Annotated in this window: 14 protein-coding genes; 7 read left to right on the top strand and 7 right to left on the bottom strand. The window is 53.1% G+C overall.

Annotation, left to right across the window (positions count from 1 at the left end; genetic code table 11):
* Window positions 1-21: 21 nt before the first annotated feature.
* Genes HUW35_RS17225 through HUW35_RS17245 form a run of 5 tightly spaced genes read right to left on the bottom strand, consistent with a single transcriptional unit; the run spans window position 22 to window position 14,063 of the window.
* Window positions 22-2,007 (bottom strand): fibronectin type III domain-containing protein, encoded by a 1,986-nt coding sequence (locus HUW35_RS17225; protein ID WP_181253455.1) that lies wholly within the window; start codon window positions 2,005-2,007, stop codon window positions 22-24.
* On the bottom strand, window positions 1,928-2,761 hold the full coding sequence (locus tag HUW35_RS17230; protein WP_181253456.1) for a hypothetical protein: 834 nt from the start codon (window positions 2,759-2,761) through the stop codon (window positions 1,928-1,930). The genes HUW35_RS17225 and HUW35_RS17230 overlap by 80 nt, the downstream gene beginning before the upstream one ends.
* On the bottom strand, window positions 2,704-12,363 hold the full coding sequence (locus HUW35_RS17235) for an Ig-like domain-containing protein (RefSeq protein WP_181253457.1): 9,660 nt from the start codon (window positions 12,361-12,363) through the stop codon (window positions 2,704-2,706). The genes HUW35_RS17230 and HUW35_RS17235 overlap by 58 nt, the downstream gene beginning before the upstream one ends.
* A 16-nt stretch (window positions 12,364-12,379) precedes the next feature.
* Window positions 12,380-13,246: a transglutaminase family protein gene (locus HUW35_RS17240; protein WP_181253458.1), complete on the bottom strand. Its 867-nt coding sequence runs from the start codon at window positions 13,244-13,246 to the stop codon at window positions 12,380-12,382.
* Complete coding sequence (locus HUW35_RS17245; RefSeq protein WP_181253459.1) at window positions 13,236-14,063, bottom strand: hypothetical protein; 828 nt, start codon at window positions 14,061-14,063, stop codon at window positions 13,236-13,238. Before HUW35_RS17245 ends, HUW35_RS17240 begins: the two co-directional genes overlap by 11 nt.
* Before the next feature lie 610 nt (window positions 14,064-14,673).
* On the opposite strand from HUW35_RS17245, the gene HUW35_RS18790 reads away from it, so the two are divergent.
* The 6 genes from HUW35_RS18790 (at window position 14,674) to HUW35_RS17265 (ending at window position 18,581) form a co-directional block, all read left to right on the top strand.
* On the top strand, window positions 14,674-15,033 hold the full coding sequence (locus HUW35_RS18790) for a hypothetical protein (RefSeq protein ID WP_219932615.1): 360 nt from the start codon (window positions 14,674-14,676) through the stop codon (window positions 15,031-15,033).
* 240 nt (window positions 15,034-15,273) lie between these two features.
* A complete protein-coding gene (locus tag HUW35_RS18795; protein WP_219932616.1) occupies window positions 15,274-15,498 on the top strand; it encodes a hypothetical protein in 225 nt (74 codons plus the stop codon).
* A 145-nt stretch (window positions 15,499-15,643) separates the two neighbouring features.
* Complete coding sequence (locus tag HUW35_RS17255) at window positions 15,644-16,123, top strand: hotdog fold domain-containing protein (protein ID WP_181253460.1); 480 nt, start codon at window positions 15,644-15,646, stop codon at window positions 16,121-16,123.
* A 124-nt stretch (window positions 16,124-16,247) separates the two neighbouring features.
* Complete coding sequence (locus HUW35_RS17260) at window positions 16,248-16,616, top strand: GNAT family N-acetyltransferase (RefSeq protein WP_255463625.1); 369 nt, start codon at window positions 16,248-16,250, stop codon at window positions 16,614-16,616.
* Between the two features lie 290 nt (window positions 16,617-16,906).
* Entirely contained in the window at window positions 16,907-17,323 is a 417-nt protein-coding gene (locus tag HUW35_RS18800; protein ID WP_219932617.1) for a hypothetical protein, read from the top strand.
* A gap of 43 nt (window positions 17,324-17,366) precedes the next feature.
* Window positions 17,367-18,581 carry a hypothetical protein gene (locus tag HUW35_RS17265; RefSeq protein ID WP_219932618.1) on the top strand — a complete coding sequence of 405 codons (1,215 nt, stop codon included), beginning with the start codon at window positions 17,367-17,369 and terminating at the stop codon, window positions 18,579-18,581.
* A gap of 838 nt (window positions 18,582-19,419) precedes the next feature.
* Here the strand turns inward: HUW35_RS17265 and HUW35_RS17270 are convergent.
* Window positions 19,420-20,427: an AAA family ATPase gene (locus tag HUW35_RS17270; protein WP_181253461.1), complete on the bottom strand. Its 1,008-nt coding sequence runs from the start codon at window positions 20,425-20,427 to the stop codon at window positions 19,420-19,422.
* Complete coding sequence (pnuC, locus tag HUW35_RS17275; protein WP_181253462.1) at window positions 20,424-21,002, bottom strand: nicotinamide riboside transporter PnuC; 579 nt, start codon at window positions 21,000-21,002, stop codon at window positions 20,424-20,426. Before pnuC ends, HUW35_RS17270 begins: the two co-directional genes overlap by 4 nt.
* Before the next feature lie 194 nt (window positions 21,003-21,196).
* Here pnuC and HUW35_RS17280 point away from each other — a divergent pair, with 194 nt between their 5' ends.
* A complete protein-coding gene (locus HUW35_RS17280; RefSeq protein WP_181253463.1) occupies window positions 21,197-22,255 on the top strand; it encodes a bifunctional nicotinamide-nucleotide adenylyltransferase/Nudix hydroxylase in 1,059 nt (352 codons plus the stop codon).
* Window positions 22,256-22,455: the final 200 nt, after the last annotated feature.

A 22,455-nucleotide genomic window follows, 5' to 3' on the forward strand; every position in this document is an offset into this window, starting at 1 on the left:
CGCGCAGTTCCATGACCAGGGTCAGCGGGACATTGCCGGTGGCGGTGTCGCTGTCCCGGTCGATGGCCTGGCCGGTGAAGGTGACGGTGTCTTCGGCGGTGTAGATCTCCGCAGGGGCGACGCTATCCAGGGTGCCGTAGTAGGCGGTCTCCTGCAGGAGGCCTGGGTGCGGGTGCCGTTGCCGTCGATGATCACTTCGGTGGTTTTGCCGGTGTGATAACGGAAGTGGTCTACCTCCAGGGCGACGGTGACGAGATCCGGGGCCGCTGCCGGTACCGGGACTTCGATCCAGTCGGAGACGAAGCTTTCTCCCGGTTGCAGCCGGGCGACGGTTGCTCCGCTGGCGACGGTGATGACGTCGCCGGTGTACTGCTGCACGTCTTGCAGGGTGAGCAGGTTGCCGTCGGCGTCTTCGAGGCGGATGCGGATCTCATCAGACGCGGTCTTGCCGTTGTTGCGGGCCATCAGTAGTTCAGTCTCAACCAAGGAGGTGTTCTCCAGGGTGAAGCGGAACTTGCCAAGGCCACCGCGATAGACGGTGTCGGACTCCAGCGACAGGCGCAGGGCGGCGTCGCCGACCATGACCTGATCCTGGGCGTGGATGAACACGGTCTCACCGGGCAGCGGCGACTGCTCGAGGCGCAGCTGGATATCGCTGAGGGTATCCAGTTTGGCGTAGCCGCCGATAACGATGGGCACTTCGACGATGCCGCCGGCGGCGACACTGAAGCTGGCGGACTGGTGTTCGCGATTGGTGCCGTTGTCGCTGACGGTGGCGAACAGCTTGAGACCGGCAACATCGGCGCTGCCACGGTTCTGTACGCGGAAGCGCACTTCATTCATAACGCCGCGTTCCAGTACGGACTGGCCGTCGGCCGGTTCGATCACGGCGACGGAGAGTGCGGGCAGCAGCAGGCTGTGGCCGATGCTGGTGGCACCCTGGTCGTCTTCGGCGATGACGGTGTAACGGCGTTCGGCGGTGACGCCCTGGGCACCGGCAGTGAAGCCTTCATCCACGAAGGTGGTGGGGTTGCTGCTGTGGGGGATCAGTGCGCTGGTGATCTCCTGCAGGTTCTCTGCCCCCTCACCCACTTCTCCGGTGCCGCCTACATAGACCCGGTAGCCGGCAATGGCGGCACCGCTGTGCTGCCACTGCAGTTGCGGGCTGCCGTCGGCATTGATGGTGATGCTGAGGTCGCTCACCGGCAGCAGGCCGAAGTTGAGGTAGGCGGTGTCGCTGGGCGCGGACTCGTTGCCGGCTTCGTCCAGTGCGGTAATCGCATAGGCGTGCTGGCTCTCACTGGGGTTGGCATCCAGGGCGATGGGCTCGGGGATACCAGTCTGCAGCGGGATAACGTTCTGCAGTTCTTCCGCGGTGACGTTCACCCCTTCCCCAACACCGAGGCGGTAGAGGTTGTAGGTGAGTGCGGCGCCCTCTTCTGTATTGCCTTCGGCGTCTACGCTGGGTGCACTCCAGGTGGCAACGATGCCGGCACCGTTCAGCTCCAGGGCCAGGTCAGCCGGCGCGGCCGGGGCGATGCTGTCGGCGCTGACCGCGACCGGTGCACTCAGGGCACTGACGGCGATCTGGTCGTTACTGCGGCGCTCACTGGCGATGGCGTAGTAGTACTGGCCATCGCTGGGAAGCTGGTCTGTGGTCTGGGTCTCGGACAGGCGCGCCAGTTCGGTGAACTCGGTGTCGCTCTCGGCGCGGCGGTACAGGACGTAACGTGCCTCTTCGACCGGATCCCACTCGAGGGCAACGCCGGCGTTGGGCTGGGCCACCGCCTTGAGGTTCTGCGGGATGTCCAGCGGTGGCAGGTCGCCCTGGTACACCTGGAAGGCATTGCGCACGCGCACTTTGTTGCCGAGGTTATCCAGATCGTCGGCGGCCTGATAGCTGAAGCTGAGGCTTTCCACACTGGGGTTACCCGCGTCGTCCTGGCCGGCGCTGGTGGGTAGCGTGAAGCTGCCCACCCACAGGCTCGCCTTCGAGGGACTGGGCATCGCGGGTCAGGCTGATGCCGGTGCTGTACTCGGCGATGGCGATGTTGTCGAGCTGCGGGATCAGCGTGGGCTGGGCGCCGGGCTTCACTTCATCGTTCAGTTTGGCGACCACTTCCACCAGCAACCCATTCTGTTCATCCACCTGCAGGGGTTCACCGGGGTTGAGGGTCAGTGCGATCACTTCCGGTCCCTTGGCGTCGATCAACAGGGTGCCGCCCTGTTCGATGGTGGTGCCGCGGTTGCCGACGTCGTCGTGGGCGGACATCACGGCATACGCGGTGCCCGAGAGCATGCCGGGCTCGATGACGAAGCTGCCGGTATACAGGGTGTCGTCACTGTAGTCTTTGCTCAGCTCTACCGTGAGCGGGACTCCGCCTTCCGGTACCAGGGCAAAGTAGGGTTGGTTGCGCAGGGGCTCATCGAACTGCACTTCGAGTTCAACGGTGCCCGGAGCGTGGCGGCCGGTGGCCGTATCCACTATGCCATTGGACTGATAAGTGATGTTCAGGGCGTGGGGGCCTTCGCTGTCAGCAATGGCTTCAACCACGCTGGACAGGGCACTTTCCGTGGCGGCTTCGTTGACGGCGGTAACGGCATAGAAGTAATGCCCGTCTTCCGCCGGCAGGTCGCTGAACCTGGGTTCGCTCAGCAGCTGGCTGTTGAGCTTCTGCGCCTGCTGCGGGTTGCCGAAGGTGGCTACTGCACGATACACGTTGTAGCCAGTAATGGTGTTGTTGGCATCGCTGCTTTCCACCAGATCCCAGGACAGGAGATCTGTCCCAGCTCCCGCTCGATGGCGGCCAGGTTGGCCGGCGCATCCGGGATCGAGGTGTTGAGCTCGATGGTGCGCGCGGCACTGTGCGGGCCGAAGCCACCACTGCGGTTGGGATACTCCGCCGCGGCGGTGATGCTGTTCGCACCCTCTTCCAGGGTTACCTCGATCTGGAACTTGCCATAGCTGTTCACCAACTGCAGGTCCGCGGCGGGAGTGCCATCGCGATACAGCTGCACCTGGGTGCCCTTCTCCGCATTACCCTGGATCAGAACCAGCGGCTGGTTGCTGATGCTGCCGTCCACCGGGGCGGTGATCTGCGGGGCGGCCGGTGGCGCCAGCAGTACCTCGAAGGTGTACTGGCCGATGGTGCTGTTTTCCCACACATCGAAGACTTTAACCGTGAGGGCGTGATCGCCATCGGTCAGCGTCTGCAATGTGAGGTTGCGACCGAAGGCACCATTGCTGGCGGCGTACTCGGTGCCGAGCAAGGTACCGTCCACGAAGAACTCGACGCGGGCAATGTCCGAGTCATCGCTGGCGGTGATCTCGAAGCGACCGTCCTGGGACAGCTGCGGTGCGGCGGCCAGGTCGAACTGGTCACTACCCTGCTGGTAGTGCGCGGCCTCGATCACCGGACCTTCGGTATCGGCTACCGGGGTAACAGCCACCGGGGTGACCTGCGGATCGCTGCCACCGGAGAGGTTGATCGCCGTTACTGCCACGTAATAGGTGGTGCCGTTCTTCAGGCCGGCCAGGGACCAGGTGTGCTCGCTGTCCGCAGCGCTGCCTTTGCTCTGGACCTTCTTCGCCTGCAGGCCCTCCACCGAACTGAAGTTGGCCTCCTGCACATACACGGCGTAGTTCTTCAGCAGGTTGTAAGGAGCAACGCTGGACCAGGTAATGGCGACCTGGCTGCTCTTCGGTTCTGCGGTAACGGTGGCCGGGTTCGGCAACAGGGTGGTGCCGGCATCGGTCACACCGTTAGAGGTATTACCGGCGGCATCGTAAGCGTACACGCGGATCGGATACGAGGTGGCCGGGTTGAGACCGGAGACCTGGTACTGTACCACGGCCGCGGGATCGGACAGGGATGCCAGCGGGATATCATCGATACGCCCGTCAGCGTCATCCACGAACGCCACTTTATAACCGGCCAGATCACCATCGCTGTTGGCAGATGGGTTCCAGCGCAGGGACAGGCTATCTGCGCCCGGCTCTACAATCAGGTTGGCGATCTCATCCGGCGCCTGCACATCTACCGGCACCGCAGAGGCAGACACAACCGCGGGGTTAAACAACGCCTGGGTGTCGTAGGCGACCACGGCAAAGTGCGCTTCGGTGGCGCGGGGCAAACCCTCCACACGGAACTGCTTGGTGCCCTGCCCCACTACGGCTACCGGGGTTTTACCCGCGATATCGGTAAAAGCGGACGCACTCTGATAGATACGGTACTCGTCGATATCGTTGCCGTTGGTGAACTCGTCGTAACTACTCCAATCCAGCAACAGGTCCGTACCGCGGCCATTGGGATCGATCGACAGCGCGACCTGCCCCGGCGGGTTGTTATCGTAGCGGATCGAGGCGGAAGTGGGCGCACTCTCGTTACCCGCCGCATCGCGCACCACAAACTCGATGGTGTTATCGCCCTGCAACAAAGCCACCTGTTTACTCCAGGTGGTCGCCGCCGACTCAATCACTTCGAGACTGCCATTAACCAGTACCGCACTGCCGGCTTCTTTAGAACCGCTGAAGGTCTGGGCATTAACAGTAGTAATAGACGGATACTCGCCCAGCACCGTGGGTGCCGGTGGGGTGTAATCCAGTACGAAGTTATAGGTCTTCTGGGTGGACAGGTTGCCGAGCTTGTCCGCGATGCGGGCAACGATCTGGTACTCGCCGTCTAGGAATGGGGCATCCGGGGTGAATTGCACCTGGCCTTCGTAGAGGGCGACGGAGCCGGACAGGGCTACGCCGTTGCGTTTTACGGTCAGGGTGCTGGCTTCAAGGTCTATGCCGCTGCCTTCTTCGGTAACCACCACAGTGATAAATGGCGGTGCTACGTTCTGAGAGCCTGACGGATTCGCACCAGTAACAGAGGGGGCTTTGCTGTCGACATTAAAGCTCAGCATTACAGGTTCAGACTGGTTACCACTGAGATCTTGCGCAACCACGGAGATAGTGGATTCGCCCTCCGACAGGTAATAGCTACCGGACCAGTTTCCGGAGCCATTGGGCACAATCTCATTACCGTCAACCAGGATTGCAGTGTTGTCATCGCGACTACCGGAGATAGTAACCCAGCGCTTGCTGGAGGCGATTACAGCGGGAGCGACTGGCTGATCCAGAGACAAAGCCTCCGGCTGAGTGAGATCGATGATGACCTGGGTAGAGAACTTATCGTCTTCCGGCTCCAGCTCTATACCGTCTTGGTCTTGATCCATACCAAGCCCATTGGTACCGAAAATATCTGGTCCGATGTTGAGGGTATAGGAACCTTCCGATAGGGTCTCAGAGAAATCAACTTGATAACGAATATCGTCCAATGAAGTTACAGAGAGCACGTCGATCGAGCCACCTGTAGCATCAACGAGCTCGAAATCACTGGCATCCAAAGTTGCGCTATCGATACCGATGTTGAATTGAACAACAGTATTATTTATAGATGCATCGTGATAACCACTTGGCTCCACGCCTCGAACTCTCGGGGGCACGGTTATTTCAGCGATATGAACCGTGCCAGCCTCACCGTAAGCACCCACATAGTGAGAACCACTGTTGCTAGTGATCCGTCCGGTGTTCAATCCGGTTACTGATTCATAGTAAATAGCGATTCGACCACCGCTACCAGCGCCGGCGCGGCTACCGTATCCTCCATTTGCCTGAATGTAGCCATTGCTTCCCACAACTAATTCGCCAATATCAAGCCAGATAGAGCCGCCACTACCTCCACCCTTATAGTTCGTGCCGCCCGCACCATTCGCATAGATGAACCCGAAGTGCTGCAAGCGATCTGCTACTAACTTTATGGCGCCACCACCTCTGTGGCCAATTTGGCTATCGTCCTGGTAACGGCCACCCATACCGAACTCTATAGGTGCTACAGCACTACCAAATATGGCATTGGTGGTACCCTCAGGCATTACGCCACCCAAGCCACCATAGCTTCCTCCGGATTTGTAGCCGACATCTTCCGCAGGAAGGTGCCCTTTACCACTGACGTCGATGTAAGAATTGGAACTGATATATATGTCTGACGCGGCCAGCGTGATGGCGGAAATGAAAGAATCAGACGCGGCAGGCGTAGTTATTTTACCGTTGTTTTGAACACGAATTGACTCGAAGGAGTAATCCTGAGGCAGTTCAAGCGTAAACCCATCAACCACCATCGCATTATCGGCAACAGTAAACGCCCCGTCGGCCTCCACGTATGCATTACTGTAGGACGAGCCCGTTATCCGCGCATTTAGATGGGCCCCATCGTCAATAATGGCTCGAACATTATAGAAGTGTATTGGAGTATCGATTTCGCCACTAATACGGAAAGGCGTATAAGCGCTGCTATTACTTCTATTTACGATTTGCAAGCGACCGTTATTAGCTGGCAACGACCGATCATAGAGATATACCGTGCCAGGACCACCGTAAGCAGTAACACCAGAAGTTCCGGGCCCAGAGAGAGCCACAACATAGTTAAGTGGGTTAAAACCACTAATGGAATCATAATAAAGCGCTATTCGACCGCCCCCACCGGAAGCGGCATAGTAACCATAGCCACCTGAAGCCTCGATCCTGGTAGCACCGCTCCCAATGATTTCCGACGCTTCAATCCAGATAGATCCACCACTACCGCCGCCGACATTTTGCGAGTAATTACCGTTAGCCAGAATGTCGCCATACACTTCAAAACGATTGGCGGCTACCAATTTGATGGCACCACCGCCACGGCTGCCTTGAACCGTTTCGTCTGCACCAAAACCACCGACACCAAACTCTGAGGGTGCCTTAAAAGATCCAAATAAAGCAGCGACCGATCCTGAAGAAGGATCAATCCCGCCCAAGCCACCATAACTGCCACCAGACTTCCAGTGGTTCCCTGACTCGGGACGACGCCCTCTGTTACTTATATCTATATAAGAATTGGAGCTGATGTAAAAGTCATTTGCGCTTAAGGTAATACCAGAGGCAAATGAATCAGAAGCATATGGAGTAGTTATCTTGCCGCTGTTCTGAATATTAATGGATTCGAAAGTGTAGTCCTGAGGCAATTCAAGAGTAAAACCGTCGACCACCAATTGGTCGTTGGCAACGGAAAATTCACCAACGGCCTTCACATATACATTACTGTAAGATGAGCCAGTTATGTGCGCATTTAGGTGAGCACCCTCGTCTATAACGGCTCGAGCATTATAAAAATGTATCGGGGTATCAATCTCACCGCTAATGCGGAAAGGCGTGTAAATGCTACTGTTACTTCTATTTACGATTTGCAATCGACCGTTATTAGAAGCTAACGACTTATCATAGAGATATACCGTGCCTGCACCGCCGTAACCAGTGACACCAGTAGTACCAGGCCCGGCAAGAGCGACCACATAGTTAAGCGGGTCAAACCCGCTAATAGAATCGTAGTAAAGCGCTATTCGACCGCCACCGCCAGAAGCTGCGTAGTAACCATAGCCACCTGAGGCCTCGATCTTGGTGGCGCCATTTCCAATGATTTCCGAAGCTTCAATCCAGATGGATCCGCCACTACCGCCTCCAACATTTTGGGCATAGTTACCATTGGCCAGAATATCGCCATACACCTCAAACCGATTGCTGGCTACCAGCTTGATAGCGCCACCGCCACGGCTACCCTGAACAGAAGCGTCCGCGCCCAAACCACCAACACCAAAGTCTGTGGGCGATTTAAAAGAACCGAACATTGGAGCGACAGTACCCGACGATGGATCTATTCCGCCCAACCCGCCATAACTGCCACCGGACTCCCAGTGGTCACCCGCGCTCGCGCGAAGTCCTTTATTATTCAAATCGATATAAGAGTTCGAACTAATATAAAAATCGATCGCACTCAGCGTGATCCCTGCAGTGAAAGTCTCGGAAGCATATGGTGTGGTTAATTTTCCACTGTTTTTAATGGTAATGGAGGCAAAGCTATAGTCCTGAGCCAGTTCCAGTGTGTAGCCATCAATCAATAATGCATTGTTGGCAACTGTAAAATCTCCCAAAGCGGTGACGTAAACCGAACTGTGACCGCTACCGGAAATACTACTTGCAAGATGCGCCCCATCGTCTATTGATACACGAGCATCCTTAAATGTTAAAGGAGCTGAAAAATTTACATCCTTATCAACCCGAACCCTCAAATCTTCGAAGTAAATAGGGATATCAATAGTTCCGGTCAAAACATAGGCATCATAACTCTGACTAGTTCCACGATTTACAATCTGAAGTCGAGAATTTCCAGACGGTAGCGATCGATCAAAGAGATAAACTGTACCGGGACCGCCATATCCTGTCGCACTTGAGTAATTTGTTCCCGCCCTCGCGAACACGTCTCTAATGGTATCGATTCCACTGATAGAGTCGTAATAAATGGCCACTCGGCCACCACCACCAGTACCAGCCAAATAGCCTCTACCACCAGACGCTTCGACAAGCGTTGAACTGCCCCCGATTAGTTCTTTCGCTTCGATCCAGATCGAGCCACCACTACCGGCGCCAACGTTTTGAAGACCACTCTGGCCATTGGCTAAAACATCTCCGTAGAGCTCAAATTTGTTATTAGCCACCAGCTTGATGGCACCGCCTCCCCGACTTCCCTGCACATTTGCATCCGCACCATTTCCGCCGACGCCAAAATCAATGGGAGATTCAACAGATCCGAATGTTGTTGCCACGGTTCCAGATGTAGGATCCACTCCACCCGGGCCTCCATAGCTTCCGCCTGACTTCCAGTGATCACCGCTTTCAGGGCGAAGGCCTTTATTGCTAACGTCGATGTAGGAGTTACTGCTAACGTAGAAGTCCACAGAACTCAGAGTAATTCCCGAAGTGAAGGTATCAGAAGCTGCGGGTGTCGTGATCTTTGCACTATTCTTTAAAGTAATCTTTTCAAAGCTGTAATCTTGCGGTAATTCCAGCGTATAACCATCTACAACTAGTTCATCATTTTCTGCGGAAAAATCGCCTTCGGCAGTTACATACACAGCGCTATAGCCTGAACCAATAATTGGCAACCCCAGATGCACCCCTTCTTCCAGATAAACCTTTGCGTCTTTAAAGCTTACTGGCGCAGAAAACACTGCGTCTTTTGTGATACGCACCTGAATATCTTCAAAATAGATCGGAACATCAATGCTCCCCGTCAAACTATACGGGCTATAACTACCACTCGTATCCCTATTGATGATTTGCAAACGCGCATTATCGGATAGCACGGATCGATCATAGAGATACACTGTCCCCGGACCGCCATATCCTGTCGCACTTGAGTAATTTGTGCCGGCCCTGGCGAATACGTCTCTGATGGTGTCGATCCCACTGATAGAGTCGTAATAAATAGCCACTCGGCCACCACCACCGGTACCAGCCAAATAGCCTCTACCACCAGAAGCTTCGACAAGCGTTGCACTGCTCCCGATTAGTTCTTTCGTTTCGATCCAGATCGAGCCACCACTACCGGCGCCAACGTTTTGAAGACCACTCTGACCATTGGCTAAAACATCTCCATAGAGCTCAAATTTGTTATTGGCCACCAGTTTGATGGCACCGCCTCCCCGACTTCCCTGCACAGTTGCATCCGCGCCATTTCCGCCGACGCCAAAATCAACGGGAGATTCAACAGATCCGAATGTTGTTGCCACGGTTCCAGATGTAGGATCCACTCCACCCGGGCCTCCATAGCTTCCGCCTGACTTCCAGTGATCCCCGCCTACAGGTCGACGGCCTTTGCTGCTAACGTCGATGTAGGAGTTACTGCTAACGTAGAAGTCCACAGAACTCAGAGTAATTCCCGAAGTGAAGGTATCAGAAGCTGCGGGTGTCGTGATCTTTGCACTATTCCTTAAAGTAATAGTTTCGAAGCTGTAATCTTGAGATAGTTCGAGCGTAAACCCATCTACAACTAGCGCATCATTATTTACAGAGAAATCGCCCTCAGCGGATACATATACCGTAGAGTAGGATTGCCCTGTCACCAATTCACTTAGTGTTGCCCCTTGCGCGATTACCGCTCGCGTATCTTTTAGATACACTGGCACATCTAGTTCACCAGAAATAATATATGGCTCGTACGCTGCACTAACACCTCTATTGATTATCTGAATTTGTGCATTATTATCCGCAAGGGATTTATCATATAAATAGACGGTTCCCGCACCACCGTACGCTGTAGCGCCTGAATAATTCCCTCCCGACCTAGCCAGAATTTTTTGTTGCGGATCAAACCCAGTTAAAGAGTCGAAATAGGCCGCGACTCGGCCACCACCGCCGGCGCCTCCCTGATAGGCGTTTCCACCACTAGCTTCTATCAGCATGTAGGCGCCGCCTATCAACTCAGAAGCATCAATCCAAATAGATCCACCGCTACCAGCGCCCGCCTGTGGAACCCCGGATTGCCCATTGGCCAATACTTGACCATAAACTTCTAACTTCCCAAGCGCGGTTAACTTAAGCGCTCCCCCCCCAAAGCTACCTTCGCTATCCGAGTCTTTTGGATAGCCACCAACACCAAAATCCAGCGGTGCCGAAATTGATCCAAATGTTGAATTAGTCTCAAAAACACCAGGATCTCTACCGCCCAAGCCACCATAACTTCCTCCCGATTTCCAGAATCCACCAGCAGGGTATCCCCGGCCATCGCCAGAGAGGTCAATTGACGAATATCTTCCGATAAAAATATTGCTAGCCGTCACGTCTAAAAGGCTTGGACCTTCTAAACGACGCGCGGTACTTAGCGTTGACGAATTGACTAAAGCCAACTCGCCTTCTAACGTAAATGCTCCATGCCCAATTACGTCAAAACCATCTAATACAAAATCTCCAGACCCAAAGTCAGCTGCACCAGAAAATTCTATGATCGAATTTCCATCACCACTAATCTTCACGTTCGCCAAATTAACCCCATCTGGCAGAATCACTTTGGAGCCCATTAGTAAATAATTGAAATCAGCCGCAGCAGCTGCGTAATAGGCTTCACTGGATGGAGAACTATTTCTATTATGGATAATCGCCAATCCGGCTGAACTTTCTTCTGCAACAGCCGGCTCACCATCAACTGCCGCTGTCAACTCTATATTGTCAAAATGTCCGTTCGCCGCTGCCCCAGCAATTCGGAATGCATGGACGACTACATTTAACGATCTTGTTCCAGACGGGACATCAGCCGTAAAAAAACGATTCTCCCAAGCGCCATCAATAGTGGAATTCAGCCCACTGGACGATGTAGAAATAATCCCGCCGTCAGCATCCAGGAACTCAAAAATCATCTGACCTTCGTCAGACCCATCATAGGATGACTGTTTCCAACTGATGGAAACACTGACTTTGCCATTATCGAGCGTGGATTCAGATAAGCCAGGACGCACCAGGCTGACATTTTGTGAAATCTTGGATTCCGCGGTATCGCTTCCACCATAAAAATAATAACGACCACCAAGTGGTGCAGGATAAGGGGTTGCAGTGCGGATCTGAGGATTTCCAGTAATGACATCCCAATATCGAAGACTTCCGTATTCCGCGTTAGCATTTTTTAGTGGTAACTTGACGCTGCCACCATCATGAAGATAAATAGTGCCCGGACCACCGTAGGCCTTTCCCGCTCCGCCCGTTGCGGACAGTTTTTCAATTGCCGAGTAGATAAAACCAGGCTGCGCATATACCGCTATCCTACCTCCACTACCTCCATTTCCATAAGAGCCGTTACCTGAACCACCATTAGCACTTATAGAGCCGTCAATACCTAGGCTGTCGGCCTCAATATAAATGGATCCGCCTGCACCTCCCCCAAAATAACCACCAGAGACATACCCAGTTTGTGACTCACCATTAGCAACAATCTTACCTGCAAGATTCAGCGAGCCCGCACGCAGATACAACCGCCCTCCACCACGCGTATAGGCGTCAGTGGTAACCGTGTGTCGGCCACCGCTACCCAGCGAATTCGGAGTCTTCAAAGTCCCATATGGGGTTTCACCTTGCCCTCCTCCGAAACTGGCAAAGGCGCCGCCACATCCATCACAATTATTTGGCGAAGGGAGACTACCTAGTCCGGTCAAATCGATTTTCGATGAGCTATCAACATCAACAGTACCAACGACGACTAACTGAAGCGCTTTTGTCGCATCAATAGAGTGCTTTAATACAGCCCCATTTTTTAATATCAAATTAGCGAAGCTATGAGAACCATCTATCGTTAAAATAGCTCCGTCTATAACGATATCCAGATTATCGTAGGTGTCATCTGTGATCCCGATGCTTATATTGTCGGAGATCACGATTGAATTTTCTTGTGCCTCCAACCCCAATGACATAAATAAAGCCAAAAGAGACAAAGCCACAGCAGAAATACTTCCCTTCATTAACTGACCCCTAACCCTAAAGCATCTGTACACTCAATCGCGGGTCATAGCTCAAAAAGCGATGGCTATTACTCATGCGAGAGTGTTTATTGAAGTTATAAAAAGCGATATAAGACCCGTAACCTGAGTCAATCTTATTATTTTGCGGGTCAGCCAGATGCCATGCATCATCGAGCCTAAATTCACCCCAATTGTGGTAGTTTTCGGCCTGAACCCTCCCAGACTGCTCCAGTATGAAACCGCCAATCATACGCGACGGAATAGAGCTAGCACGAGCCAGAGCAACGAACGCTGAAGAAAACTCAGTACAATCACCTTGTTTAGTGGTTATCGCGTAATGAGCACCACGATCTTCGGCAACATAACCAACATCAGAGATATTCTGATTAATCCATGTTGCAATATTCTGTATTTTGACACCCTGAGAACTTAGCTTTTCGGCTAACTTATTTATCTCAGGAGAATCAACCTCTATATTCTCCTCAGCCACTAAATAAGGCGCCTCAGCATCTAGCAATACACGCTGAGGCTCACTGGCAAGTTGAAGTGAAACAGTAACTTTAACTATTTGACTAGCTCGAGGAGCGAGCTTGCTGAGCTTAAACACTAAAGTTTGATTACCAAAGCGATCAAGCTCAATGTCAAATGGTAAGCTCGCAGTAATATCTACTGTTTGCTGGTAGGAATTTTTCTTAACAGGTGCAAAAACACGGAAAGAAGCCTCTTCGATATACTCAGCTGTACTATTTTCAACCAAAAAACCGTAGCGAATATTCTTCGACACTTCGTAGCTAGGCTTGACACCTACTGAACTCACCCAAATAAAGCTCGCGACCGCTATCAAAGCTAACAGGCATAATCCTAGCGACCACTTACCTAACACAGCTGGAAACCTTTTGATTATTATTTCTCTTTATGGCACTCAGAGCGCGAACATTGAGCGATCTTTCGATTGATTCAATACCACCAGATACCAGAAATATCGAATTAACCAGTTTTTCTCCAGCAACTAGTTCTACCTTGCCTCCCGCAACAGACTCCCCCACCACAAAAACAGGAAGGTATCCATCCAGGGAATACTCGCTAATGGCGCGATATACAAACTGGGACTTAAGGCCCTTTTCCGGCAGCCAGGCAGGCAATCCAAGAGAATCCAACTGGTCAGCCACTTCTTGATCCGAAGCAATAACAACGGCCCCGAAGTTACTCACTTCTACCAGAAAATCTTCTGGAGAAACCGAGCCAATAGACTTAGCGCCAGGCGTAACGGGTATGTCATTTAAAAGAATTTTTGGGGTCAGAAAGCCGCTTTCGATAAGCTCATGACAAAGCTTTGCCATTGAATATCGCTTATACGGCTCAGAAACGATAAGTAGGGGCTTGCCTCTCAAAGAGGGGGTTGACTTAATCTGCCTACTTCGCAAGTGAATAGCTTGGGGAAATAAACTGCGAAGCGATGGAGAAGAAGAGACATCAACAAGAAAATACTCATTAATGCTATCGCCAACTTCACTCGCTCGAATAAAGCAAGCTTCCGATGTGTCTAGAGTATTTATATCAGACACAGGGAAATACGGAGCAACTGGCACTGCAGCGCAACGCTGAATATCAAAATCCTCTGTACCACTCCCGAGCACATACCCAGATAATGTACAAAGCACCCCAACAAGCAAAACTGTAGATGTGGAACGTCCTGTCACACCTAACCACTCGAACTTTTTAGTATTTTTTGCAGCCTGAACAACTGCTGCCCCCCCTCGAAGGGGCTAATCCTAATGAAAACGACGTCACAACGTCAAGACGAAAATCATCGCCAGTTAAGTTTTATTGGCACCCAATGCGTACTTTCGTACCAAATTTAGTAATTTTTCCGCTCTAGCAACTATTTTAGGCACGGCTTAACTTAAGTTCGGATTACTATCGTGCAAACCTCCCCATCCCAGTTATAACTCGCGCACTTACAAAATATTTTACTTCCGCGCACAGGAAAGATTATGGCTGTAACTGACCTCATTAAGCGGGCCGGACCGTTTTAAATGCAGCCCATTGGCTGCCCCCTCCCAACCCCCAACTTATTACAAATAATGTGTATCGAATCCGACTTATGGGTGAGGCAAGCTAATTTTATTCAATGCTTCTACCACTAGAAGATATTCATCGCCCAAATATAGGCTAGCAATCACAACAATTAATCGACCTTCGGCAGTGCAAAAAAATGCACCCCGGAGATGAAGCCGCCCATTTTAACAATTCCGCCCTGCCCCATGTTAGTCCCACTCCAGGACATCAATACCAGCCAGCGGGCCACAGTTGACTGCTCAGGCTACCACCCAGGACCAAGCCGATATCATCATCTGCCACGCCACCATCGTGGACGTCGAACATAGGCAGCTGCTACCCGACCAGGCTGTCGCCACCCGGCGCAACCGTATCGATGCGGTGGGGCATGATGCGGATGTAGCCAAGCGCTGGCACGCCGAGCAGACGGTAAACGGCCGCAACCGCTACCTGATCCCCGGCCTGTGGGACATGCACGTACACTTCGGCGGCGGCGAGGCCCTGACCGAAGAAAACCTGGCGCTACTGCCGCTGTGCGTGGCCAACGGCGTCACGACGATCCGCGACGCCTCCGGTGGCCTCCCCCCTGGACGTGCTGCACTGGCGCCGTGAAATCGCCGAGGGGCCCCTGTTTGGCCCCCGCCTGCTGAGTTCGGGGCCGAAGATCGAAGGCATCAAGCCGGTGTGGAAAGGCACTATCAAGACCGGCTCGGAGGCCGACGCCGACAAGGCAGTCGCGCAGTTACAGCCCCTCAACGTCGACTTTGTGAAGATCACGGACAGCACCCTCACCCGGATCTCTTTCTATACGCGGCAAAGCAGGCACGGGCCGCCGCAACCCGCGCGGGACCTGTGTGGTTTGGCCAGCTGGACCAATACGGCTCTATTGATGAAGGTAAAGTCGCGGACCTGATGCTGCTGGAGCGCAACCCGCTGGAGGATATTGAGGCCACACGCGCAATCCACACCGTGCTCTTGCGCGGCGAAGTTCAGGACCGCACGGCACTGGACCGCCTGCTCGCCAACACACGCACCAAAGTCGCCGTCTGGGATGCGAAAGCTGCAGAGCGGAAGTGAGAGCAATAGGAGAGATGCAAGACACACCGACAGCGGAATAATAAGCGATACGGACAAGCCTATCGGGCAGTTTGATACTTAATCTGCGCGTAACAGAGGTGCAAAAATGAGGGTCTTACTGATGCGGCCAGGCACGAGATAGCAAATGACATACGCACCCTCCAAAAGTCCGATCCTGAAACTCTGGAAAACCCTCGGCGGCAGCGGCTTTGGCCGCTGGCTGGTGAGCAAGATTGTCTGTTTCAATGCACCCTACTTCAGCTCGATCAAACCGCGCTTCACCCAGATAAAGCCGGGCCTGGTTGAGGTAAAACTGAAAAAACGGCGCGCGGTGCAAAACCACATCAAAACCGTGCACGCCATCGCCATGTGTAACGCCGCGGAACTGGCGGGCGGCGTGTGCCTGGATGTATCCCTAGACGCCAACTTCCGCTGGATTCCGGTTGGTATGACCGTGCAATACCTGAAGATGGCCAAGACCGACTTGCGCGCCGTGTGCAAGGTGGACGATTTCCACTGGGATTCTGCTCAGGATGTGGTGATGCCCGTTAGTGTGTTTGATACCAATGGCGAGGAGGTCTTCCATGCGGACATCACCATGCGGATTTCCCCCAAGAAGAAATAGCACTATGCCAAAACCCAACTCCAGCACACCACTTTGAATCGCTTTTTTCGACCAGGTATCCGTAGATCAACTCTACGAAATCCTGCGCGCACGCCAGGAAGTTTTCGCCGTAGAGCAGGAAAGTATCTATCAGGATGTAGACGGCAAGGACCAGCATTCCAAGCATCTGTTGTGCTGGAATAGTGAATCCGCCACCCCCGCCCGGCTCGCCTACCTGCGTATTGTGGCGCCGGGAAAGAAATATCCGAAACCTTCGATTGGACGTGTTATCACCTGCAAAAGTACGCGCGGGACTGGTATCGGAAAAGAGCTAGTGCGACTCGGCGTTGAATACACGCTACGGGAATACCCGCAGGCTTCTATTCGGATATCCGCGCAGTTATACCTAAAGCGGTTTTACGAAGAGTTCGGGTTTTTGCAGGTTTCGGATACCTACGATGAGGATGGGACTCCGCATGTAGAGATGCTGCGTATGGCGGTCAGTAGAGAATAAGGGGAAGAGCCACAAGCATTAATAACCTTCCATGAACGGGAATGCCTAACATTCGGCTGCAGCGGGCAGTGACCTTCCCCCCTGCTGCGTAAACGGTCAACTATCGCACTAAAGATAGTCTAAGCTTTCCGGACAAGTAGCTGACCAAATATGTCGCCCTCACCCGCAAGCTATTGATTTTTCTAACTCCTCTTGGGCGGACCGGTAAATCGTTGTTTCCCGATGGCGGACACTTTCTTCAAGCACTCAGCAGCGTCACTGCTTTACTCAGCTCAGGGAGGAGCATCTTCATGGCACTAGTTACGCCGCGAGTTTTGGCAGTATCAATCGGGATTCTGGTCGCGAGTATTGGAATTCCTTCAGTAGCATTCGCAACTGAATACGATCTTGTCATTAATGGCGGCCGGGTAATGGACCCAGAAACGATGTTTGACGACATCGCCAATGTCGGCATCAGCGATGGCAGGATCGCCACGATCACCAAAGACAAGATTACCGGTAAAGAAACCATTAATGCCAAGGGCCTGGTCGTCGCTCCAGGCTTCATCGACACGCACTTCCACTCGATCGACCCATTTGCGACCAAGATGGTCGTGGCAGACGGAGTGACAACGGGTATGGACCTGGAGGCGGGCTCGACGCGCGTCGGAGTGGTACGCCATCAAGGAGAAGGCAGGCTGGCAGGTCAACTTCGGCACTACGACTAGCCTAAACCAGACCCGGCTACTTGTGCACGATCCCGAGGTGAGGGTGGATGAACCGATCGACGCGACGAACGCCGGAGGCTATATCGACAAGGCTGCCAAGAACGGCGTGCCCGGTTGGTCCGTTACCCGCAGCAGCATCGAGCAGATGAACCAGATCATGCGATTGCTCGATGAAGACCTGCGCCAGGGGGCTTTGGGGCTCGGCGCCGCGCCGGCCTATTCTGCCCGTGGGGTGACCAGCTACGAGCTGTTCGAGGCGCAGCGTACCGCTGCACGATACGGGCGCCTGACGTCCGTCCACACGCGCTATCACCTCAACACCCAGACACCTACCGAGGCGCCAATCGCGCTAGATGAGGTCTTGGCAAACGCCATGGTGCTACGTGCGCCCCTCCTTCTGGCGCACGACAACGACTACGGCTGGTGGGAGAACGAGGAGAAACTTAAACTCGCGCGCGCCCAGGGCTATAACGTCTGGGCCGAGTACTATCCCTTCGCCGCAGGCTCGACCATCGTCAGCGCCGACTTCCTGCGACCCGATATTTGGGAGGAGGTAAACGGCTACAAGTACGAGGAAACAATTTATGACCCGGGTGCGGACAAGTTCATGACCAAGGACGAGTACCTGAAAGCCGTAGAGGAGCGGCCCGGCTACTTCGTTGTCGTGCACCTTCCACCGCGTAAGAAGTGGATGAAGTACTGGCTGACTGTCCCGGAAATGGTCGTGGCATCGGACGCGATGCAGGGTGTGGACAAGGACGGAAAGCTCCTGCCCTGGGATGCGAACGTCAACCGCTACGCAGGCCACCCGCGCACGGCGTCATCCTACTCGACGACGCTGCAACTCGGTCGAGAGAATGACGTGCCACTGATGTTCACGCTGGCACAGCTAAGCTACTGGAACGCGAAGCACCTGGGCGACACAGGGCTGGAAGCGATGAAAGAACGGGGGCGTGTGCAGGTGGGCAAGATCGCGGATCTGACACTGTTCGATCCCAAGACGGTCAAAGCAAACGCGACCTACAAGGCGGGCGAAAACGGGTTGCCGCCTAAAGGCATTCCGTACGTGATTGTCCACGGCACCATCGTCGTTAACAAAGGCAATGTCCTGCCGGTTCGGCCAGGTCAACCCATTCGCTTCCCGGTCGAAGAAAATGGCCGATTCAAGCCGGTGTCCATCACTAAGTGGCTCGGTGAGTTTTCCATCAATGTGCCCGACATGCACCAGCTAGACGACACAGGCGCGAAGACAAAGTGAAGGGTGCGGAGGGCTGCTTCAAGAGGTGCAGCCTTTCCGAGTCACGCTGCCATGGTAGTGGCCTTCCGATTTTGGCCGGAAGCATACATCAGAGAACGTAGATGACGCCTTACCAGGCGATGAAACGGACGCTTGACCTTGGCGTTAGTAAGCGCGTGCTGCTTAACCCGGCTTTCAATACTGAGCAATTAAGACTTTACTGTCTAGTCAGTAACCTGACTGCCCAAAAAATCTTACGTTCTTCAGCTCCTGCAACTTTAGATCTGCACAATGCCGTTGCGCTTTAGCCTGATAAAGTCCGAAAGTTCCCCTTACTGGCACCAGATGGTACCGGCACGTCAGCCCCCCTTCCTTTACGAGCGAAAGCTTTTCCCGCTAACCGCGGAGCCTAACTCTTCATATGGACTTAAATTCCAGATGCAAAAAAGCCCACTCAGAGGCGGGCTTTTAAGTCGTTGGCTAGGCAACGTAAATAATGGTCGGAGTGGCCACGTGAAGCCTGTGCAATAAAACCATTGATAGTACTCTCTTCAGAGAAGTCGACATCGTGAGATACCGCCACATATACCGAGACTGTTGCTGGCAAGCTCGCCAAATACAGTCTCACTTGTAAAAAGTAGACCACTATTTAGACGTTTTCACGTGCGAAAATCTCTATCAGTCCGGCCTACGCACAAAAATTAGATAACCCATTATAAATGATTAAAAAGTAGGCGTAGCAAGAGGTTCTTCTAGGTAGCGTAAACTCATATTTACGTTATCTAGAGACGCAGCTCGTTCACTAGTAGGTTTGCCTGCTCAATCAAAGATGGATTGATCTAAAAGCAGATCTAGCGGCTTACCCAAGTATTTGAAGGGCTGGTCTGAGCAGGTCAACTGACCGCAGAGCATCGCTAACTTTGGCCACTCTTTGTTGGATATCGCCTCGCGCGATAAGAAAGGGAACTCGAAACTCCTCCAACCAAGCTACTTGAGCTGATTGAAACTCGGCTCTGTTGGCTTCACCGGATCTATCCCATGTATTGTCATATGGGATATCGTCTGCGCAAAGCACAAATAGGCTATAGCGTTTTACTGCTTGGTGAGCAAGTACTTTTAGTCCTTCATCAGCATCGCCATGGTAATACTCGGAAAAAAGCAACGTAGTAATAGCGCAGGTATCTGTGAATAGGTAGCGGTTGGCGCGAAGTAACGCTTGCTCCTCTAGAATCAAGTGTTGCTGTGCTAGTTCCAGCAGCTGCTCTTTCGACAGCCTCCTGTTTACCTGGTTCTTCTCCCAATAGTCTCTGCCATGCTCATGCATTATGGCTGTATGATATTTATCCCCCAAAGCCTTTGTCAGCGTAGATTTCCCGGTAGATGGCGCTCCCAAAAGACAGATATTGGCAACCAAATCACGGTATACCAATGGATGAACGTACTCCTTGTTCGAGAGTAAATTCTGTCGAATTTTCGTGGCCGATATTGGAAACTTTCGTCTGCATGAGTCGATGCGGCGATCGACCGCTCCAAGAGCGCGACTCATATGCTCGCCATAGAATTCACTCGAATAGAAAGCATTGACCTTTTGCCCCTTCAACGCTCGAAAGACCACATCTTCGTGCTTGCGAGTAAGCTCCGGACTTGATCCGACCTCACTGGGCGCTCCGACTACTTCAATGACCTCGACCTTTGGATATAGCCGCTCGATCCAAGCCGTTCTGGTTCTCAAAGGGACTGCAATTACCTCTGGGCTATCGTAAATAAGGACGATAGTTTTCTCATTTTCTGACAGCGAAGTCTCTATCAGATACTGGTGCCCTTTATGTAGGGGTGCAAATTTTCCCAAGACCAGGCCAGTATTCATGCGACCTGCATTTCCCGCGTTACAGCGCGCTCATTTCGCCAGGCAACGAGTCCCGCGATTGCCATACAAAGAAATAGCCCGTAGAGAGCGCTAGTCATGTAGAGCGCTTTGGAGGCATAAACGAAAATTGCAACCACGTCTACGGCAATCCAAAAATACCAATTTTGCAGATATTTTCGAGTGAGCAGCCACTGTGCTGTAAGGCTGGCGACAGTAGTAAATGCATCAGCGAATGGAAGAGATGCGTCAGTATAGCGTGTCATAATGATTCCCAGTGAGGTGCTACCCACCAGGCTTATCGCCACACATGCGATTAGGCCTCTCGTCGATAACTTTTTGACCGGTAGCTGATTCTTCCCTGGCCCACCGTACAGCCAGTGCCACCAACCATATAACTGCAACCCGATATAGATGATATGCAGGCCCACGTCCGAATAGAGTTTGGCGTGGTAGAAGATCCAAACATAAACTGAAACTTGAATAAGCCCTACTGGCCAACACCAGATTGATCGGATAATAATCAAATAAACACAAAAAAGTCCGGCAATTACTGCAACCAATTCCAGCCAGTTCATAACTCGTAGTTCACGTAAGTTCAAAGGCGTGATTTATAGCCGGATTCAGAAGTTATTTAAAGGAATCGGGGGAATTGACCTTCTCTTAAGGAGCCGGCTTGCATTTAGTGTCTTATGGACACATAATGCTTGCGAGATCACCCTAAAAGCCTCGGAAAGACCGAGGCCTTCTCTACAGCAAGGAGCTTGCTGCCATGACTCGAGATTACGACTTCGCAGTGTTTATTGGCCGTTTTCAGCCGTTCCACTCTGGACATTTAAAGGTTGTTGAGGAGGGGCTTGCCCGCGCGGACCGCCTCGTCATTCTTATTGGCTCGGCCTACCAGCCACGCAACCCACGCAATCCTTGGACTCACCTGGAACGGGAATCACATATCAGAGCGTGCCTTGCTGATGACGAGAATAATCGGCTCACGTGCCTACCACTTATGGACGTGCCCTATAACGACGAGTTGTGGGTCCGCAATGTCCAGAACTCGGTCTCAGGCATAGTTACTGCCCATCACACAGTGCCTCACCGGCCCCCGAAGGTCGCGCTAATTGGGCATCATAAAGACCAAACAGGCTTCTATCTGAACCTCTTCCCACAGTGGGACTCCATCGCGGTAGACAATCATCAAGAACTCAGCGCGACTCCCATTCGGGAGGGCCTGTTTACTGACGATGCTGAGGCATTTTTGCACGTAGCCACTGAAAACAGGTTCCTGCCTCCAGCCGTGGCGGAACAACTGGCAAAATTCGTCGCCTCAGATTCAGCATATGACGCTATGCGTGAGGAAATGGCCTTTATTAACCGCTACAAGGCGTCATGGGCGGCTGCGCCATACTCACCGACCCATGTAACAGTAGACGCGGTTGTGGTTCAGTCCGGGCACATTCTGCTGGTTGAGCGTCGGGCATTTCCGGGGCGAGGCCTGTGGGCCCTACCCGGCGGCTTCGTGGATCCAAATGAAAAGTTAGTAGACGCCTGTTTGCGTGAATTGCGCGAGGAAACTCGCCTTAAGGTACCGACGCCAGTGCTCAGGGGCTCTATAAAGCGACGGGATGTTTTTGATGAGCCCCACCGCTCTGCACGCGGAAGAACCATCACCCACGCTTATTACCTGGAACTGGAGCCGAGCAAGCAGCTCCCAAAAGTAAAGGGGGGTGATGACGCGAGGCACGCACGGTGGGTCCCCCTGGCCAGCCTAGATCCCCAGAAGATGTTCGAAGATCACTACTACATCATTCAGTCGCTAATTGGAGGCGCCTGATGCCACCCCAAGCTGGAGGCAGCCGTAGAAGGTTGCCTCCAGTGCGCATTCAGCAGTATCGATCCAACATCATCCGCTTTGTACGCCCATACGCCCATCTACTGGACTTCCAAGTTCGAGCCCCCATTTCCCGGCGCAACGGCCACCCGAACACTTTAAGCTCCGCCTAGGGTCGCCAATTCTAACCTTGTACCCCTCTT

This window comes from Microbulbifer sp. YPW1, assembly GCF_013367775.1.
Lineage (GTDB): Bacteria > Pseudomonadota > Gammaproteobacteria > Pseudomonadales > Cellvibrionaceae > Microbulbifer.